The 15,740-nt window shown below is 32.3% G+C and carries 15 protein-coding genes; 4 read left to right on the top strand and 11 right to left on the bottom strand.

Annotated elements, in window-relative coordinates; all coding sequences use genetic code 11:
• Positions 1-59 precede the first annotated feature (59 nt).
• Positions 60-806: a tRNA1(Val) (adenine(37)-N6)-methyltransferase gene (locus tag DKK79_RS07410; protein ID WP_181415262.1), complete on the bottom strand. Its 747-nt coding sequence runs from the start codon at positions 804-806 to the stop codon at positions 60-62.
• Positions 796-1,467, bottom strand: coding sequence for a deoxyribonuclease V (gene nfi / locus DKK79_RS07415; protein ID WP_110423530.1), 672 nt, complete (start codon positions 1,465-1,467; stop codon positions 796-798). The genes DKK79_RS07410 and nfi overlap by 11 nt, the downstream gene beginning before the upstream one ends.
• 54 nt (positions 1,468-1,521) lie before the next feature.
• Here nfi and DKK79_RS07420 point away from each other — a divergent pair, with 54 nt between their 5' ends.
• Positions 1,522-2,103, top strand: coding sequence for an IMPACT family protein (locus DKK79_RS07420; RefSeq protein WP_110423531.1), 582 nt, complete (start codon positions 1,522-1,524; stop codon positions 2,101-2,103).
• A 623-nt stretch (positions 2,104-2,726) separates the two neighbouring features.
• Here DKK79_RS07420 and DKK79_RS07425 read toward each other — a convergent pair.
• The 6 genes from DKK79_RS07425 to DKK79_RS07450 form a co-directional block, all read right to left on the bottom strand.
• Positions 2,727-3,740 carry a hypothetical protein gene (locus DKK79_RS07425; RefSeq protein ID WP_110423532.1) on the bottom strand — a complete coding sequence of 338 codons (1,014 nt, stop codon included), beginning with the start codon at positions 3,738-3,740 and terminating at the stop codon, positions 2,727-2,729.
• 475 nt (positions 3,741-4,215) lie between these two features.
• Positions 4,216-5,193 carry a hypothetical protein gene (locus tag DKK79_RS07430; RefSeq protein ID WP_110423533.1) on the bottom strand — a complete coding sequence of 326 codons (978 nt, stop codon included), beginning with the start codon at positions 5,191-5,193 and terminating at the stop codon, positions 4,216-4,218.
• 415 nt (positions 5,194-5,608) lie between these two features.
• Positions 5,609-6,589, bottom strand: coding sequence for a hypothetical protein (locus tag DKK79_RS07435; protein WP_110423534.1), 981 nt, complete (start codon positions 6,587-6,589; stop codon positions 5,609-5,611).
• A gap of 327 nt (positions 6,590-6,916) precedes the next feature.
• Complete coding sequence (locus DKK79_RS07440; RefSeq protein ID WP_110423535.1) at positions 6,917-7,552, bottom strand: hypothetical protein; 636 nt, start codon at positions 7,550-7,552, stop codon at positions 6,917-6,919.
• Between the two features lie 205 nt (positions 7,553-7,757).
• Positions 7,758-8,549 carry a Vgb family protein gene (locus DKK79_RS07445; protein WP_146211998.1) on the bottom strand — a complete coding sequence of 264 codons (792 nt, stop codon included), beginning with the start codon at positions 8,547-8,549 and terminating at the stop codon, positions 7,758-7,760.
• A 36-nt stretch (positions 8,550-8,585) separates the two neighbouring features.
• On the bottom strand, positions 8,586-9,779 hold the full coding sequence (locus DKK79_RS07450) for an MFS transporter (RefSeq protein ID WP_110423537.1): 1,194 nt from the start codon (positions 9,777-9,779) through the stop codon (positions 8,586-8,588).
• Between the two features lie 223 nt (positions 9,780-10,002).
• On the opposite strand from DKK79_RS07450, the gene DKK79_RS07455 reads away from it, so the two are divergent.
• From DKK79_RS07455 to DKK79_RS07465, 3 genes are all read left to right on the top strand, one after another.
• Positions 10,003-10,896: a LysR family transcriptional regulator gene (locus DKK79_RS07455; RefSeq protein ID WP_110423538.1), complete on the top strand. Its 894-nt coding sequence runs from the start codon at positions 10,003-10,005 to the stop codon at positions 10,894-10,896.
• Between the two features lie 225 nt (positions 10,897-11,121).
• Positions 11,122-11,616 (top strand): GNAT family N-acetyltransferase, encoded by a 495-nt coding sequence (locus tag DKK79_RS07460; protein WP_110423539.1) that lies wholly within the window; start codon positions 11,122-11,124, stop codon positions 11,614-11,616.
• A 53-nt stretch (positions 11,617-11,669) separates the two neighbouring features.
• The gene (locus DKK79_RS07465; protein ID WP_110423540.1) at positions 11,670-12,395 is read left to right on the top strand and encodes a rhomboid family intramembrane serine protease; all 726 of its coding nucleotides are present in this window, start codon (positions 11,670-11,672) and stop codon (positions 12,393-12,395) included.
• A 50-nt stretch (positions 12,396-12,445) separates the two neighbouring features.
• Here DKK79_RS07465 and lolE read toward each other — a convergent pair whose 3' ends face one another.
• From lolE to lolC, 3 genes are read right to left on the bottom strand one after another with little or no spacing between them, the layout of a single operon-like run.
• Entirely contained in the window at positions 12,446-13,684 is a 1,239-nt protein-coding gene (gene lolE, locus DKK79_RS07470; RefSeq protein WP_110423541.1) for a lipoprotein-releasing ABC transporter permease subunit LolE, read from the bottom strand.
• Between the two features lie 20 nt (positions 13,685-13,704).
• On the bottom strand, positions 13,705-14,403 hold the full coding sequence (gene lolD, locus DKK79_RS07475) for a lipoprotein-releasing ABC transporter ATP-binding protein LolD (protein ID WP_110423542.1): 699 nt from the start codon (positions 14,401-14,403) through the stop codon (positions 13,705-13,707).
• Complete coding sequence (gene lolC, locus DKK79_RS07480) at positions 14,396-15,598, bottom strand: lipoprotein-releasing ABC transporter permease subunit LolC (protein WP_110424053.1); 1,203 nt, start codon at positions 15,596-15,598, stop codon at positions 14,396-14,398. The genes lolD and lolC overlap by 8 nt, the downstream gene beginning before the upstream one ends.
• Between the last annotated feature and the right edge of the window lie 142 nt (positions 15,599-15,740).

The following is a 15,740-nucleotide window of genomic DNA, read 5'->3' on the forward strand; positions in this document are numbered from 1 at the left end:
TAAATATAACTGATTTAACTCACATAATAGTTTGAATTGATTAGCAAAATGATAAGACGTTATTTACGAAACAAATAAAAATCAGCTAACCACTGCTTGAATTGTTGAGAATAACGCCCATCGTCATCCCGCATACATAATGATTGACATTGAAAATTATCATTTTGATTGAATGAAAACGCCATCAACGATAATGAGAAATCTTTATCCGCGGTATATTTTACTACCATTTCTGAATGTAAATATAACTGATTTAACTCACATAATTGTTTAAATTGATCAGCAAAATGATAAGGTAATACTAAACAAAATAGTCCACTTGGTTTTAATAAACGCCTCACCACATCTATAAGCTGTTGATAATTCAAACTCTCGGTATAACGTGCCAACTGACGTTCGGTGTTTCGGCATTCAACGGCTGATTGAAAATAAGGCGGATTAGAAACAATCAAATCATAACAGCTGTGGTCATCTATTCTAAATTGATTAACATCGATATTTAATGCCCGAATCGTTAGAAAATTGGCATTTAAACTATTTTGCTGACATTGAGCTACCGCTTTGGGATCAATATCGATTGCATCGATTTGACATAATCGGTTCTCTAAACGTTGTGCTAGCATCAAGGCAATAACACCACAACCGGTACCAATATCCAAAACATTTTGTACATCAAGATTAATGGGTGTCCATGCTCCTAGCAAACAACTATCCGTTGTCACCTTCATTGGACTTTTATCATGAGCAACAAAAAAACGTTTAAAGGTAAATCCACCTTGTTTTAACGGTAATTGATTATTTGGCATGATTAAACTTTCTAAATAATGGTTTATTTGAGGCAATTGCATCCGCCCAGCGAGTTGGTTCTGGCAATCGATAACCTCGTAAACATTGTTTTACCCAATGTAATGCGCTAGTTTGGCTAATTTTGTGTCCTGCGGAAATAAATAACGGATTACAGTTATTTTTACTCTGCAATACCCAACCTATCTGCTCTTGTTTATCGAGTAAAGGCGTTACCTTTCCAGCAAGTTTAGGTTGCACTTCATACTGCCCACATAACTTGCTTTTTGCTACGCCAATCGTTGGCATATCTAACAATAGCCCTAGATGGCTAGCGATACCTAATCGTCTTGGATGTGCAACTCCCTGCCCATCAACCAATAATAAATCGGGCTTTTGTTTTAACTGTTGCCATGCATTGAGCAAGGCAGGATATTCACGAAAAGACAAATAACCCGGAATATAAGGAAAACTAGTTTCTAATCGAGCGATATGATACTCAACCACGGCAAAATCAGGATAAGTCAACGTCACTATCGCTGCACGTGTTACCTTACCATCTTGTTCAAAACCAACATCTGTACCACCAATTAGTTTTATTGTTGGATTAAAATTATCCACCAAGCTTACCTGCTCGGCTAATTGTTGTTGTGAAAGTTTTAATTGTGCTAAATTAATAGACATTTCAATTTTGCTCAGTATTATGAGTTGCAATAAAACGATTTTACCAGAATAAGTATGCCTTATACATTAGCAAATCCTAGCCAATTAACCGAAGAGATAAAAAAAAGCCGCTTTATCGTCAACGCGGCACCCATTATTAATGCCCAACAAGCTGCTGAATTTATCGATAATATCAGTGACCCTAATGCCACTCATAACTGTTGGGCATGGAAAATCGGTCAACAATATCGTTTCAACGATGATGGTGAACCAACCAGCACCGCTGGCCGCCCTATTCTATCTGCTATTGAAGGTCAAGATTGTGATCAGGTGGTGGTGGTAGTCACCCGCTACTTTGGTGGTATCAAATTAGGTACTGGCGGATTAATCCGCGCCTATGGGGGTTCAGCTAGCCACTGCTTACAACAAGCAGAATTGATCGAGCTTATTGCCAGAATATCATTACAATTTCACTGTTATTATAATGAATGGCCAATTATAGAAAACCGTTTGAAAGATCTCAATGCAATTATTGAACAGCAAGATTTTGATGCTGAAGGTGTCAAAGCGACTATTGCTATCACACAAGACAATTTACCAACCCTTAAAAAGAGTATTAGCGATATCACCCGCGGAAGAGTGGTGATTGAAATTTAAAAACGTCAAAATAATAAAAGAAACCAAAAATCGGTAAAATGTAAAGTAACTATTTTATTGATAAAACAGTTTGTTACAATCAAGTACTACTGTTTTTACTTTTACCTTCATTTTTAATATTTATTTTTAATATCCGTTTTATTCAAACTTTTATAAACGGTTTTTCTATATTTAAAATCAGTTAAAGAATCAAATGAATAATCAAGCAAACTTAATCGCCATTGAAGCAAATTGGAATTGTCTAATCTATTATGACGAGTTTTATAATTATGCGAAATCACCATTGCGACAAAACAAAAATACAAAATATTAAAACTAATTTATTAATTAGTTTTAATATTTATAAATACTATAAAATGAGTTATCGATAAGTGTCCGCAATTTTTCACAAAAAAGATTTATCTGCTAGTGAAAAATTTTTATTGATTAGTTCTCTGATTTTTGGCAAATTTTGAAATTTTATAATACATCCCATCATTTTATATATCTGCAAAAGCGACATAAATATGCTGCCACAAAAATGCTGATGTTTTCACAAGTTAAATAGATTTCCTGATCAAATTATAAGAACTGATTTTAAGGAAAAATGCTTCACACTTATTATTATGAATATATTTTTTCTATTATTTTTTAGCCAATTCTTTTTCAATTCGAATTAGTTCTTGTTTAAGCCCTTCTATCTCACACGAATAAAGATCATTAAAGTATGGGAAGGGACCGCCTTTAATATAATCAAATCTAGGCATTGTTAAACATGACCTATCTAACTTTTTCTTAAATAATGAAAAAGCGTTTTTAGGAGCTTGGGATTTTTTGACCAGCAATGTTGTGTTCTTTTTTACTTCATTAAAATAATATTTATAGGTATTTTGGTTATTACACTCAGTATTAAATTCTTCTTTTAAACACTGTTGAACAGAATTTTTATCGTAATCAGCATTGGCAAATACAACCAAATTATCAGGAAAATTCATTTGTTCACTTTCTGTTTTAACCTTTATTGCCTCAAATTTCAAATTTTTGAGGTCTATTTTATAATGCGCCCATAACCCCAACCAATCACCTAGGTCAGTAACGCCGTGATTTATAATAAAAATATTAAATTTTTTATCAATATAAAAACTCAGTTCATCTGTAAAACCACTATCTCCTATTTCGAACCAACTAACAGTTAAATGATCAACGATTTGATTGTCTTTCTCCAGAAATAAAATATATCTGGAAATTTTATCATAAGCATCATAACTAGTAGGATCTGAAATAGGTTCTCCTCTTAAGTTAAGGGAAAATTCTTCTAAAAATAGGGAAAATTGCTCTGATTGATAAAGATATATTTTTTTCTCTGACAAAGATTCTTCTTTTTCTATATTTTCAGGTGTATCTGAGTCAGAAGTAGAATCAGAAGATGTTAGAGGGCAGTTTTTTATAGAATTTTCAATATCTAAATCTGTATAATCAAGCGAATAATCAAAATAACATTTTTTATTTATAGCTTTAATGTTGGACATATCTTTTATTTCTGACCAGCCAAATGGTAATAATGAGTTTGAGGGTTTAGAAAATGCAGTTGGTGTGAGTACAATCAATAAACATAATCCAACAAATAATTTACTTTTAATAAATTTTATTATTACCATTTTGAAAAATTCCTTTTATTTCATCCCAATATAAAAGATATATTTTATTAATAAAATTCGCCGAAATCCTAATGATATGAATTTTTTTAATAATTAACAAATAACAATAATAATCATTGTTGTTCATTTTTTCTTCATGATACTTATTGGGCTAGATAATGTAAATGACTAGTTTCTTAATTAATTTAACATTTATAAATACTACAAAATGAGTTATCGATAAGTGTCCGCAATTTTTCACAAAAAAGATTTACCTGTTAGTGAAAAATTTTTATTGATTAGTTCTCAGATTTTTGGCGAATTTTTAAATTTTATAATAGATCCCATCATTTTATATATCTGTATAAGCGACATAAATATGCTGCACAAAAATGCTGATGTTTTCACAAGTTAAATAGATTTCCTGAACAAATTATAAGAACTGATTTCAAATAAAAAATGCTTCACACTTATTATTATGAATATATTTTTTCTATTATTTTTTAGCCAATTCTTTTTCAATTCGAATTAGTTCTTGTTTAAGTCCTTCTATCTCACACGAATAAAGATCATTAAAGTATGGGAAGGGAGCTCCTTTAATATAATCAAATCTAGGCATTGTTAAACATGACCTATCTAACTTTTTCTTAAATAATGAAAAAGCGTTTTTAGGAGCTTGGGATTTTTTGACCAGCAACGCGGTGTTCTTTTTTATTTCATTTAAATAATAGGTATAAATATTTCCGTCATGACACTCATTATTAAATTCTTCTTTTAAACACTGTTGAACAGAATTTTTATCGTAATCAGCATTGGCAAATACAACCAAATTATCAGGAAAGTTTATTTGTTCCCCACTTGTTTTAACTGTTATTGCCTCAAATTTCAATTTTTGGGGGTCTATTTTATAATGTGCCCATAAACTCAACCAATAACCTTCCTCGGTAACGCCATGATTTATTAACCAAATGTTAAATTGTTTATCAATAAAGTAACTCAGTTCATCGGTAAAGCCAAAATCATGAGTATGGTGCCAACGAATTGTTAACTCATCAACAATTTGCCCTTCTTTTTCAAGAAATAAAATAGTTGTAGGGCTATTAAAATATGGATCAATATCTGGGTCTGTTATAGGTTTTTCCTTTAAAAAAAGAGAAAAATTATCTGATTGATAAAGGTATCTTCTTTCAACTTGTGAATAGTCTTCTTGTATTTCTTTAGGTTCTGCAATATCAGATGAAGATTCAAAAGGACAGTTTTTTTCAAAATATCTTTTTTCTCGTTTTGTATGATCAGCAAAAAAATCATATTCACAATATTTATTTATTGCTTTAATATTAGACATATCTTTTATTTTTGACCATCCATATGGTAATGAATAGCTTACTGACTTAGAAAACGCAGTTGGCATGAGTACAATCAATAAATATAATCCAACAAATAATTTACTTTTAATAAATTTTATTATTGCCATTTTAAAAAATTCCATATATTTCATAACACTATAAAAAGATATATTTTATTAATAAAATACGCCGAAATCTTAATGATTTGAATTTCTTTAATAATTAACAAATAATAAGAACAATCATTGTTGTTCAATTTTTCTTCATGATACTTATTGGGTTAGATAATGTAAATGACTAGTTTTTTAATTATTTTTAACATTTATAAATACTTTAAAATGAGTTATCGATAAGTGTCAGCAATTATTTCTTTAGATTTATCGCGAATTTTTAAATTTTATAATAGATCCCACATTTGTATATATCTACAAAAGCAGCATAAAAATGCTGATGTTTTCACAAGTTAAATATATTTCCTGATGAAATTATAAAAATCGATTTTAAGTAAAAAATCCTTCACTATTATTAATATAAATATCTTTTTTATTTTTTAGCCAACTCTTTTTCAATTCGAATTAGTTCTTGTTTAAGTCCGTTCACTTCGCATAAATAAAGATATTTAAAGTATGGTAAAACACCTTCTTCATTATTATTAAATCTAGGCATTGTTATACATCTTTGATCTAGCTTTTTCTTAAATAATGAAAAAGCATTTTTGGGAGCTTTGGATCTTTTGACCAACAACGCAGTGTTTTGTTTTGCTTCATTAAAATAATCTATATAAGTATTTGGTTCACTACACTCAGTATTTAATTCTTCTTCTAAACACAGTTGACCTAAATTTTTATCGTAATCTGGATTAGCAAAAACAGTCAAATTATCGGGGAAGTCTATTTGTTCTCTTTTTGTTTTAACCGTTATTGCGTCAAATTTAATTTTTTGGGGATCTATTTTGTAATGTGCCCATAATTTCAACCAATCACCATCCTCAGTAACGCCGTGATTTATAATAAAAATATTAAATTTTTTATCAATATAGTAGCTCAGTTCATTTGTAAAACCAAATTCACCAGTAAAATGCCAACTAACCGTTAATTCATCGACAATTTGGTCATCTTTTTCAAGAAATAAAATAGTTGTAGGACTATTAAAATATGGATCAATATCAGGATCTGTTATAGGTTTTTCTTCTAAAAAAAGGGAAAATTTATCTGACTGATAAAGATATATTTTTTTACCTAATATAGAATGTTCTTTTTTTATATTTTCAGGTATGTCATAGTCAGAAATAGATTCTAAAGGGCAGTTTTTTTGAAAAATTTCTATATCTGAATTTGTATAATCAGCCGAATGATCAAACTCACATTTTTTATTTATAGCTTTAATATTGGACATATCTTTTATTTTTGACCATCCATATGGTAATGAATTGCTTAGGGACTTAGAAAACGCAGTTGGTGTGAGTACAATCAATAAACATAATCCAACAAATAATTTACTTTTAATAAATTTTACTATTGCCATTTTGAAAAATTCCTTTTATTTCATCCCAATATAAAAAGATATATTTTATTAATAAAATACGCCGAAATCTTAATGATTTGAATTTCTTTAATAATTAACAAATAATAAGAACAATCATTGTTGTTCATTTTATCTTCATGATACTTATATTGTAAATTATTACGAAAAATATTGGTTATTTAGAAGAAGAATTAGTAATTTATTTAATGATTTTATAAAAATTTCAAAACCCAAGATTATAGCAATGGTAATCTATTTAGCTTGAATAGTTTAGATTACCATTTAATCACTATGTGAATTGGTTAAATTATAATGGATTATAATTGATTACCTAAATGCTATAAGATCTTTATATTGTTGATCAATAGCATGCATTAACGATAAAATTTCCTCGTCACCATCAATAAAAATATAAAAATTATCTAAACGAGGATAATATTGTTTAAAAAACTTCCCTTTTGGCGTACGAGCAGGACAAAAGTTAAAACCCAATGCTTGAGAACTACAGCCCATACACATAAAATCATCCCAATAAAAAATACCATCCATACCGGGCGATTTTATATAAATACCTTCCTCAAAAAAGGCACAATAACACTCTGCTGGCCACTTCACTTTTTTATAGATATTCTTAATTAAGCGGATCTCAAGATAGAGATAGAGATAAAACTGTATAAAATAAATTATAATCCCAGCTTCAATCAGAGGAATAATTCCCAGAAATCCTCTGGCAAAATTGGTTGCAGCTATGGGGATAGCATACAGAAAAATCATCACCACATAGACAAAAATCAAGCCAATAAATAGCATAAATAATTTTCTCGGGAAATAGAGATGATGGATAATACGAGGAATTTTTGCAAAAAGCGCAGCTTGAGATTCAAATGTAATAGTACGTTCAAATAAAAAATGAGCCTTATTAGGATTAAAAGCATAATAAGGCTCTTTAATTCTTTGTTTCATTTACATTCCTAAATAGTATTTTAATTCTGTTTAGCAGTTGCATTATACAAAATAATGAACTATTGTAAATTATTCATTATGCTAGATAATGTAAATGACTTTAATAAGTGAGTTAAATTTTAAATCTTAAAAATCCCTATTCCTCAGTATTTTTTAAGTAATCCACTCAATAATCAATAAAGCGAATTAATGGAGCTATCGGAGTTTAATTTTGATTAAACTCATAGACACTTCCGTCACCCCATGTTCCAATATAATAATGGTTATTGTGATAAGTTAATGCGACCGCACCAGATAAATTATTAACTAAGTTTGTTACCTTTTTAGTTTTAACATCAACGCTTCTCACCATTCCAGCACCATTGTCAATAACCGCTACGACATCTGGAGTAACTAAAGTAATACCAACACCAGGACGAGTAAATTCTGCACCTAATTCTGTCTTATCACCATTTGGGCTAACCATAGTTAAACGACCACTATATTGCGAAACAACGACACTATTATCAGCTAATTGAGTAACACCAACTGGTGTAGTTAATCCACGAGCAATAATACTTTTTTGTTTGGTTTTAAGATCAAGAGAAACTATTTCACCAGTTGAGCGATTGGTAATGAGTAATTGACCTTGATTAGAAAAAGCAATACCAGTAGGTGTATGATAACCATCAGATATTTTTTCTGCTTTACCATTACTGTTGATTTTTAAAATATAATCATCACCATATGATGAGACATACACATTATCTTCTGCATCAATAACGATGCCAGCTGGTGAAGATATCCCTGAATAAAAAGTCTCTTTGTCACCATTAGATTTGACTTTGGTGATTGAATTACCTGACCAATTGGTTACATACATTACTCCCTTACTATCAAATGCTATACCGGTTGGTGCACTAAAACTCGAGGAAATCTTGGTTAAATCTGCCATACAAAATGCTCCATAAAAACAGCAAAATATAAATATCGATAGACGAAATAGACTTTTTTTCATTTTTAATTCTCCTTACTTATAAATAATTAACTTTAGTCAATATTTTCCTTTGTTTTTAACAAGTTGAATACCAAATAAAGTTAGGATTAGATTAACTACTGCAAAAAAAACACAAACACTTATTGCCTCACTCCAATCATTATTTTGATAAACGATACCGAGTAAATATGTGCCAATACTGCCGCCTGCCAGACAAGCGAGTAAATATAAAGATGAAATCGCACCTCGAGAATTAATTGGCACAATTTTATTTAGCATGGCAATAACTAATGGTTGAATAGCAAAGACAAATAGAAACAGGCAAAAAATTCCTATTACAATAACAGACAAAGATGAGCTAAATCCGATCGTGACAACTGAGATAAATACCGCAAGCAAGCAAATAAGCAAAAGGTATTTTTCATTAACAATTTGCGATAACTTTCCGCTAATTATGCTGCCAATTACCGCACTAAGACCAGCAAAGTTAAGCCATCCTAATACGGTTGAAGAAAGGTGAAAAGGCGCGCCCTTTAAATAAAAAGTGAGTAAAGAAGATAAGCCCAAATAAACAAAAAATAATAAAAATCCGACTACTAAAAAAATAACGACTATTTTATCGAATAATAATTTAATCGCAGCCAAATAAGTGCCAAGTACACTGGTAGTTGAATTTGGATTTGCTGATTGCTTTATACCGAAAGGAACAAAGAGACAGGTTACAATTATCAAACCGGCATAAATGGTAAATGCAACTTGCCAAGACCAAAAATCGGTCAACATCGCGACCACACTGCGACTAAAAATAATGCCAACAATCGAAGCTGAAATCATAATTCCCATTGCTTGGGATAATTTATGATTCGGGGTATTTTTAGCCGTATAAGCAAACAATGCTGCAGGAACAGCTGCGGCAAAAAAGCCGATTAATGACATAATGACTAAATATAAATTAAAATTATCAATAATCACCGACAAAAATAGACAACAAACCGCCCCAATACTACCAAGTAGAACTAATAATTTTGTTGAGACTTTATCTGATAGCGGACCATAAATAAAAAACGAAATAGCATAAAAAAAGCAAGATAAACTAAACACATTTCTGGCTGCTAAAATATCAATATGATAACTTTGTGATATTTCTTGAAAGATAAGTTGGCTGATATAAACCGAGCCGACTAGTAATTCGATTAATAGCGCTGATAAGATGAGACTCGATTTGATCTGTATAAAATCTTCTTTAGACATTGCTTGAAGAGTATTGATTGATTAATTTGCTAAGAGATTAACTAATAAAACGCTTATTTAGAAATACATATTTTGTTATACGAAAATCGTATTGCAGAAAAAACATGATAAACCAATGCAAAAGATAACAATCTAATTCATAATATCCGAATAATCATTGCAGTTTATAAATTACAAAGCGGCTACACCTCAGCCTAAAAGCCGATTAGGGACAGTAAAAATTATGGATATCTATAGCAAAAGATTACCAACAATTAAGCAATTACAATATTTTGTTGCTGTTTGTGACGAGCTTAGTTTTACTGCTGCAGCTAGAAAACTGGGTATTAGCCAACCTCCTCTTTCAACGCAAATTAAAAATTTGGAAGAAACCCTGCAAAGCCCGCTATTTTTAAGAAATACGCATAACATTGTATTAACCAACGAAGGTGAAATATTAAAACTAAAAGCAAAACAACTATTAAATGATCTTTGTTCTATAGTTAAATCAACCAACAATGAAGAAAAAGTGCTTATAGGCACAACTAAAACTTTAAGCTTTGACTATATTCCTTATTTCAAGACGTTTTTAACGGAGTTTGCTGATGAAACTGAAATATATAAGCACAACTACACATCTAAAGAGTTGCAGCTTGAATTACAAAAAGGCAATATCGATTTTGCAATTGTTTCTGACGCCAGAGATTTTACTGAAAACTCACTGCTAATCTATCAAGAACCATTAACCTTGGTTTTACCCGTTAATCATCCATGCAGCAAACAAGACAAAGTAAACCTAAATGATGTACTTGATTTACCACTATTTTGGTTTAAACAACACTCAAATCCACTTTTTTACGACCAATGTGAACAGGTTTTTAATAGCTTAAACCATCCATTACAACGTCGTACTGAACTCGCGGATAATTTATCGATGCTACTCGAAGTTGCATTAGGGAAAGCAATGATGCTTTTACCACAATCTATGGCACAAGCAAAAGTCGATGGCGTGACCTATAAAAAATTGATCAGTAATCAAGATAAAAAATTAAAAATAAATATCTATCTTATATGGCGTAAAAACTTAAAAATGACGGCGATTAACCAGGCAATAATTAATTATTTCCATCAAAACTAAAGCATAAAAATTACAATTAAATCTGAAAAACTAAATTCCTATACTTTTTTAGACAGATTATTTATTTAAATGATTGAACAAAAAATATTAAGAAATGTTTTTTGGGGAACAATTATTGCAGTGATTATGTGCTTTTAGGTTATCAAATCGTCTTTAACAAATATTGCTTGCCAGTGGTAAAATCATTACAATGAAAGCCAATTAACCACTATCTTTTTTACCGTTATGATTACCTATACAGATGCGACCTTAGATGATTTACCATTTATCGTGGAGGTTTATAATTCGACTATTGCCAGTCGTCAGGTAACGGCAGACTTGCAGCCGGTTTCAGTCGAAAGTCGTTTTGCATGGTTTGAACAGCATAATCCGCAGAAGCGTCCGCTTTGGTTAATCAAATATCACGATCAACCTTGTGGCTGGGTTAGTTTGTCATCTTTTTATGGTCGTCCAGCTTACGATAAAACAGTTGAAATAAGCCTATATATTCATCAAGATTTTCGAGGCCAAAAAATCGGTCAAATCACAGTGGCTAAGATGGAATCATTTGCTAAACAAGCTGGTATTGAAGCCATACTCAGCTATATTTTTGGGCATAATATTGCTAGCTTAAATCTATTCGAAAAAATGAATTACAAGCAATGGGCATTACTGCCAAAAGTTGCTGAACTTGATGGCGTTAAACGTGATTTAGTTATTTTAGGCAAACGTTTAGATTAACTCTGTCATCTATCTTAATTCTATTTGTGTTTTTCAAAAGGAAGACTCAGTACATGAGCTATTTCAAAAATTTCCGATATTTATTTCAACAAGCCAAAATTACCAGTATTTTAGTTCTGTTAAATGTTGCCTGGTTTGTAATTTCACATCTCCTTGATTCACGAGCTTTTCTGAACCATACAAAAATGGACTTTCTTATTGACTGGGGCGCAGATGTTTCACTACTCACCTTTTCCGGAGAATATTGGCGCTTACTGACCAATATTTTTGTGCATGAAGGATTAATCCATCTAGCAATGAATATGCTGGCGCTATGGAGCGTGGGGATTATTTTAGAACGATTAATTCCGTCATTTGCTTTTATTGGAATCTACTTATTGTCTGGCCTGTTTGGTAGCTTAGCTAGTGATATTTCGACCCTGCATCATAGTGTTGTTAGCTGCGGCGCGTCAGGCGCTATCTTAGGGATTATTACAGCATTACTTGCCTATTCATTGATTAATCGTACAGATCTGCAAGAGATGCCTATCAAATCAATTGTAGTCAGTTTAATACTAACAGCGGGATTAGGTTTGCTGCCTTCTATCGACAACATGGCTCATATAGGAGGTGCAGTTAGCGGGTTTATTTTGGGAGGATTAGTCACTATTTGCCTGAAAAAATTCCGCTACCAATGTCAAATCTATACTAAGTTAATTTTGCTGCTATTTGCTATTTCATGTTTGCTGTTATATCTACTATACAAATATTATCAAATGGATGGTGGCTTTCATTATTAACCAATAAAGGCGCAAATCAACTTTGCGCCTTTTTAATTATCGTGGTTCAATTAATAACTACTTAAAACTCGAGCCGGATCAATTTTACAAGCTCTGCGAGCGGGATAATAGCTAGCAAGCAAACTTAGTAACATTGCGGTAATAAACACAATAACAACATCAAATAGATGAATTTCGGATGGTAAAAAATCAACAAAATAGATATTGCTGTTCAAGATTTTATGCCCCATCATCGATTCAACAATGCCCATTATATTTGAAAGTTGCCAGGCAACAATAACACCTAACACCACACCAATCACACTACCAATTAAACCAGATATCACACCATACCAGATAAAGATACGTTTTATAAGATTATTGGTAGCACCAAGGGTTTTAAGGATAGCAATATCACGTTGTTTATCTTTAACCGCAATAACCAGCATCGATACAATATTAAAACAAGCTACACCAATCACTACAATCATAGCTAAATACATAATTTGTCGAATCATCTGAATGTCACGGTACATAAAACCAAAAGTATGTTCCCAACTGTTGAAATTGAGATTTTCTTCCAGATTTAATGTGGCCTGACCGATAATGTCATTAGCTTGATAGACGTTATTCACATTAATCATCAACCCAGTGACGCTGTCACCAATATTTAACAATTTTTGTGAATCTGTTAAGGGTAGTAACGCAACATTATTACTTAACGTACCACTTAAATCTAAAATGCCATGTACTTGCAAACGAACCCGACGAGGTGGTTTAAGTTGTTCTGGATTGTTGGAAACTGGAATCAATAAAGTAACCCACTGCCCTTCTTCCACAGCAAGTAATTTAGCCAAACCTGCTCCTAAAATGATCTGCTGATTATCAGCTTTAAAATCTTGCCATCTATTATTAAGTACATAATTTGGTAATAAGCTGATCTTGGTTTCTTGCTCAGGATCGAGTCCTTGCACTTCAACCGCACCAAGTTTGCTAGCGTTTTCAATCAAACCGGCAAAACTAACAAAAGGCACAGCGGATAAAATATGGTTATTCTCTTGAAGTTCGCTTTGAACATGTTGCCAATTTTCCAAATTGCCAGTGTAAGAATAAATTTGCCCATGAGGCACCACCGATAAAACACGATCATTTAGTTCTCGTTCAAAACCATTCATTGCACTTAAGCCAATGATCAGTGCGGCAATACCAATAGCGATACTTAAGGTTGAAATAATGGATATCAAGGAAACCATACCACTTTTACGGCGCCCTTTACGGAATTTTATAGCGGTGATTAATGATAAATTCATAGTTAGTTATCCATTTACCTTTAATTCGCCAAATTACGGTAGGATAACTGACCATCACTCATAATCAATTGTTGATCGAGTTTATTTGCTAAAGCCAGATCATGTGTTACCACTAAAAATGCCGTACCGTGCTCACGATTAAGTTTCACCAATAAATCAAAAATTGCATCTGCACTTGATTTATCTAAATTACCCGTGGGCTCATCAGCCATGACTAGAGCTGGATTATTAATCAAAGCTCGGCCAATAGCGACGCGTTGCCGCTCACCGCCGGATAATTCAGCTGGACGATGATTAGCGCGTTTAACTAAATTCACCGACTCTAACATCACCATAGCACGTTTTTTAGCTTCACTTGGTGAAACACCTCCGATCAATAAAGGCATTGCTACATTTTCAAGAGCAGTAAATTCAGGTAATAGATGGTGGAATTGATAAACAAAACCAATTTCTTGATTACGTAAACGTGCTTTTTCTTGCTCTGATAAGCGATTAAGTTGTTGGGATTTGAACATAATTTCACCGGAAGTCGGTTGATCTAACCCACCTAACAGATGCAATAAGGTACTTTTACCAGAACCTGAACTACCAATGATAGCCAGCAGAGATTTAGGATAAATATCAAACGATACATCTTTCAATACCTCAGTCACCATTTTACCTTCTTTATAGGTTTTATTTAGATTTTTAGCAGATAGAAGTGGCTGTGAATTATTCATAACGTAAAGCCTCGGCTGGTTGGATATTGGCTGCACGATATGCAGGATAAATAGTTGAAATTAACGATAACATAAGTAATCCGAAAATAATAAATACAATTTGTGAAGGATTAACCAAACTAGGTAATTCAATACCTGCAAAGGATAACCCAAGAACCGACATCAATTCATTGAGATATGAGGCAATTAACAACCCTATGGCACTGCCTAGTAAGGTACCAATAACGCCAGAACTGGCACCTTGTATAATAAAAATCAACATAATCTTAAAACGTGACAAACCTTGCGTTTTTAAAATGGCTACTTCGCCTTGTTTTTCCATAACTAATAAGCTAAGTGAAGTGATAATATTAAAAGCCGCAACAATCACGATCAAACTAATCAATAATCCCATCACGTTTTTTTCCATCTTAATTGCTTGGAACAACTCACCACGTTTGGCTCGCCAATCGGTAAATACCAAACCTTCAGGTAAAGGCGTTTTGGTTACTGATGAGATTTCAAGTGGATGCGTTAAAAATAGACGCCAGCCACTAATATTATTAGTTGGATAACGCAACAAATTTTTAGCATCAGTTTGATTGACATAGATTAACGCTTGATTGATATCATGATTAACTGAAAACAATCCACTTACGGTAAATAAACGTTGTGAAGGAATACGCCCTACTGGTGTAATTTGACTGGCATCGGTCACCATCAAACGAATCTTATCACCAACTATTACGCCTAATTGATCGGCTAACGTGTGCCCTAAAATCACATTATAACTACCGGCTTGCAAAGTATTGAGCGAACCGGTGTACACAAAATCCTCAATCGGATCGTGATCTGCGGCAGTGATCCCCATCAAGGTACTAACAGTAATACTTTGTTGACTTTGTAACACCACATCACTGGTAATAATCGGCGTTATTCGCTCTACACCGGGAAGATTTTTAAATTGTGACGAATTAATTAGCGTAGAATCGATTTTACCTGTTTTCGAGGTTACTTGCGCTTGCGGAAAAAATTTTAAGATACTATTTTGCATCTGATCTTCCAGCCCATTCATTACCGACAATACCACGATTAAGCCGATGGAGCCTAACATGATCCCAATCATTGATAGCCATGATACAAAGCGACCAAAACCATCGTTTTTTTGCCCGTATACATAGCGAAAACCTATATAAAACACTAATGGACGAAATATTTTTGACATAATAGTAATAAGGTACCTGAAGTTTTAATCAAGTTTAACACGTAGGATATAAGATACTTATGATACAGGATTAAACAGTTATAGAAAACAGCCATATAATTACGTTATAATCGTGAAATAACTTTGTCGCAAT

The sequence above is a fragment of the Gilliamella apicola genome (genome assembly GCF_003202915.1).
In the GTDB taxonomy this organism is placed as follows: domain Bacteria; phylum Pseudomonadota; class Gammaproteobacteria; order Enterobacterales; family Orbaceae; genus Gilliamella; species Gilliamella apicola_Q.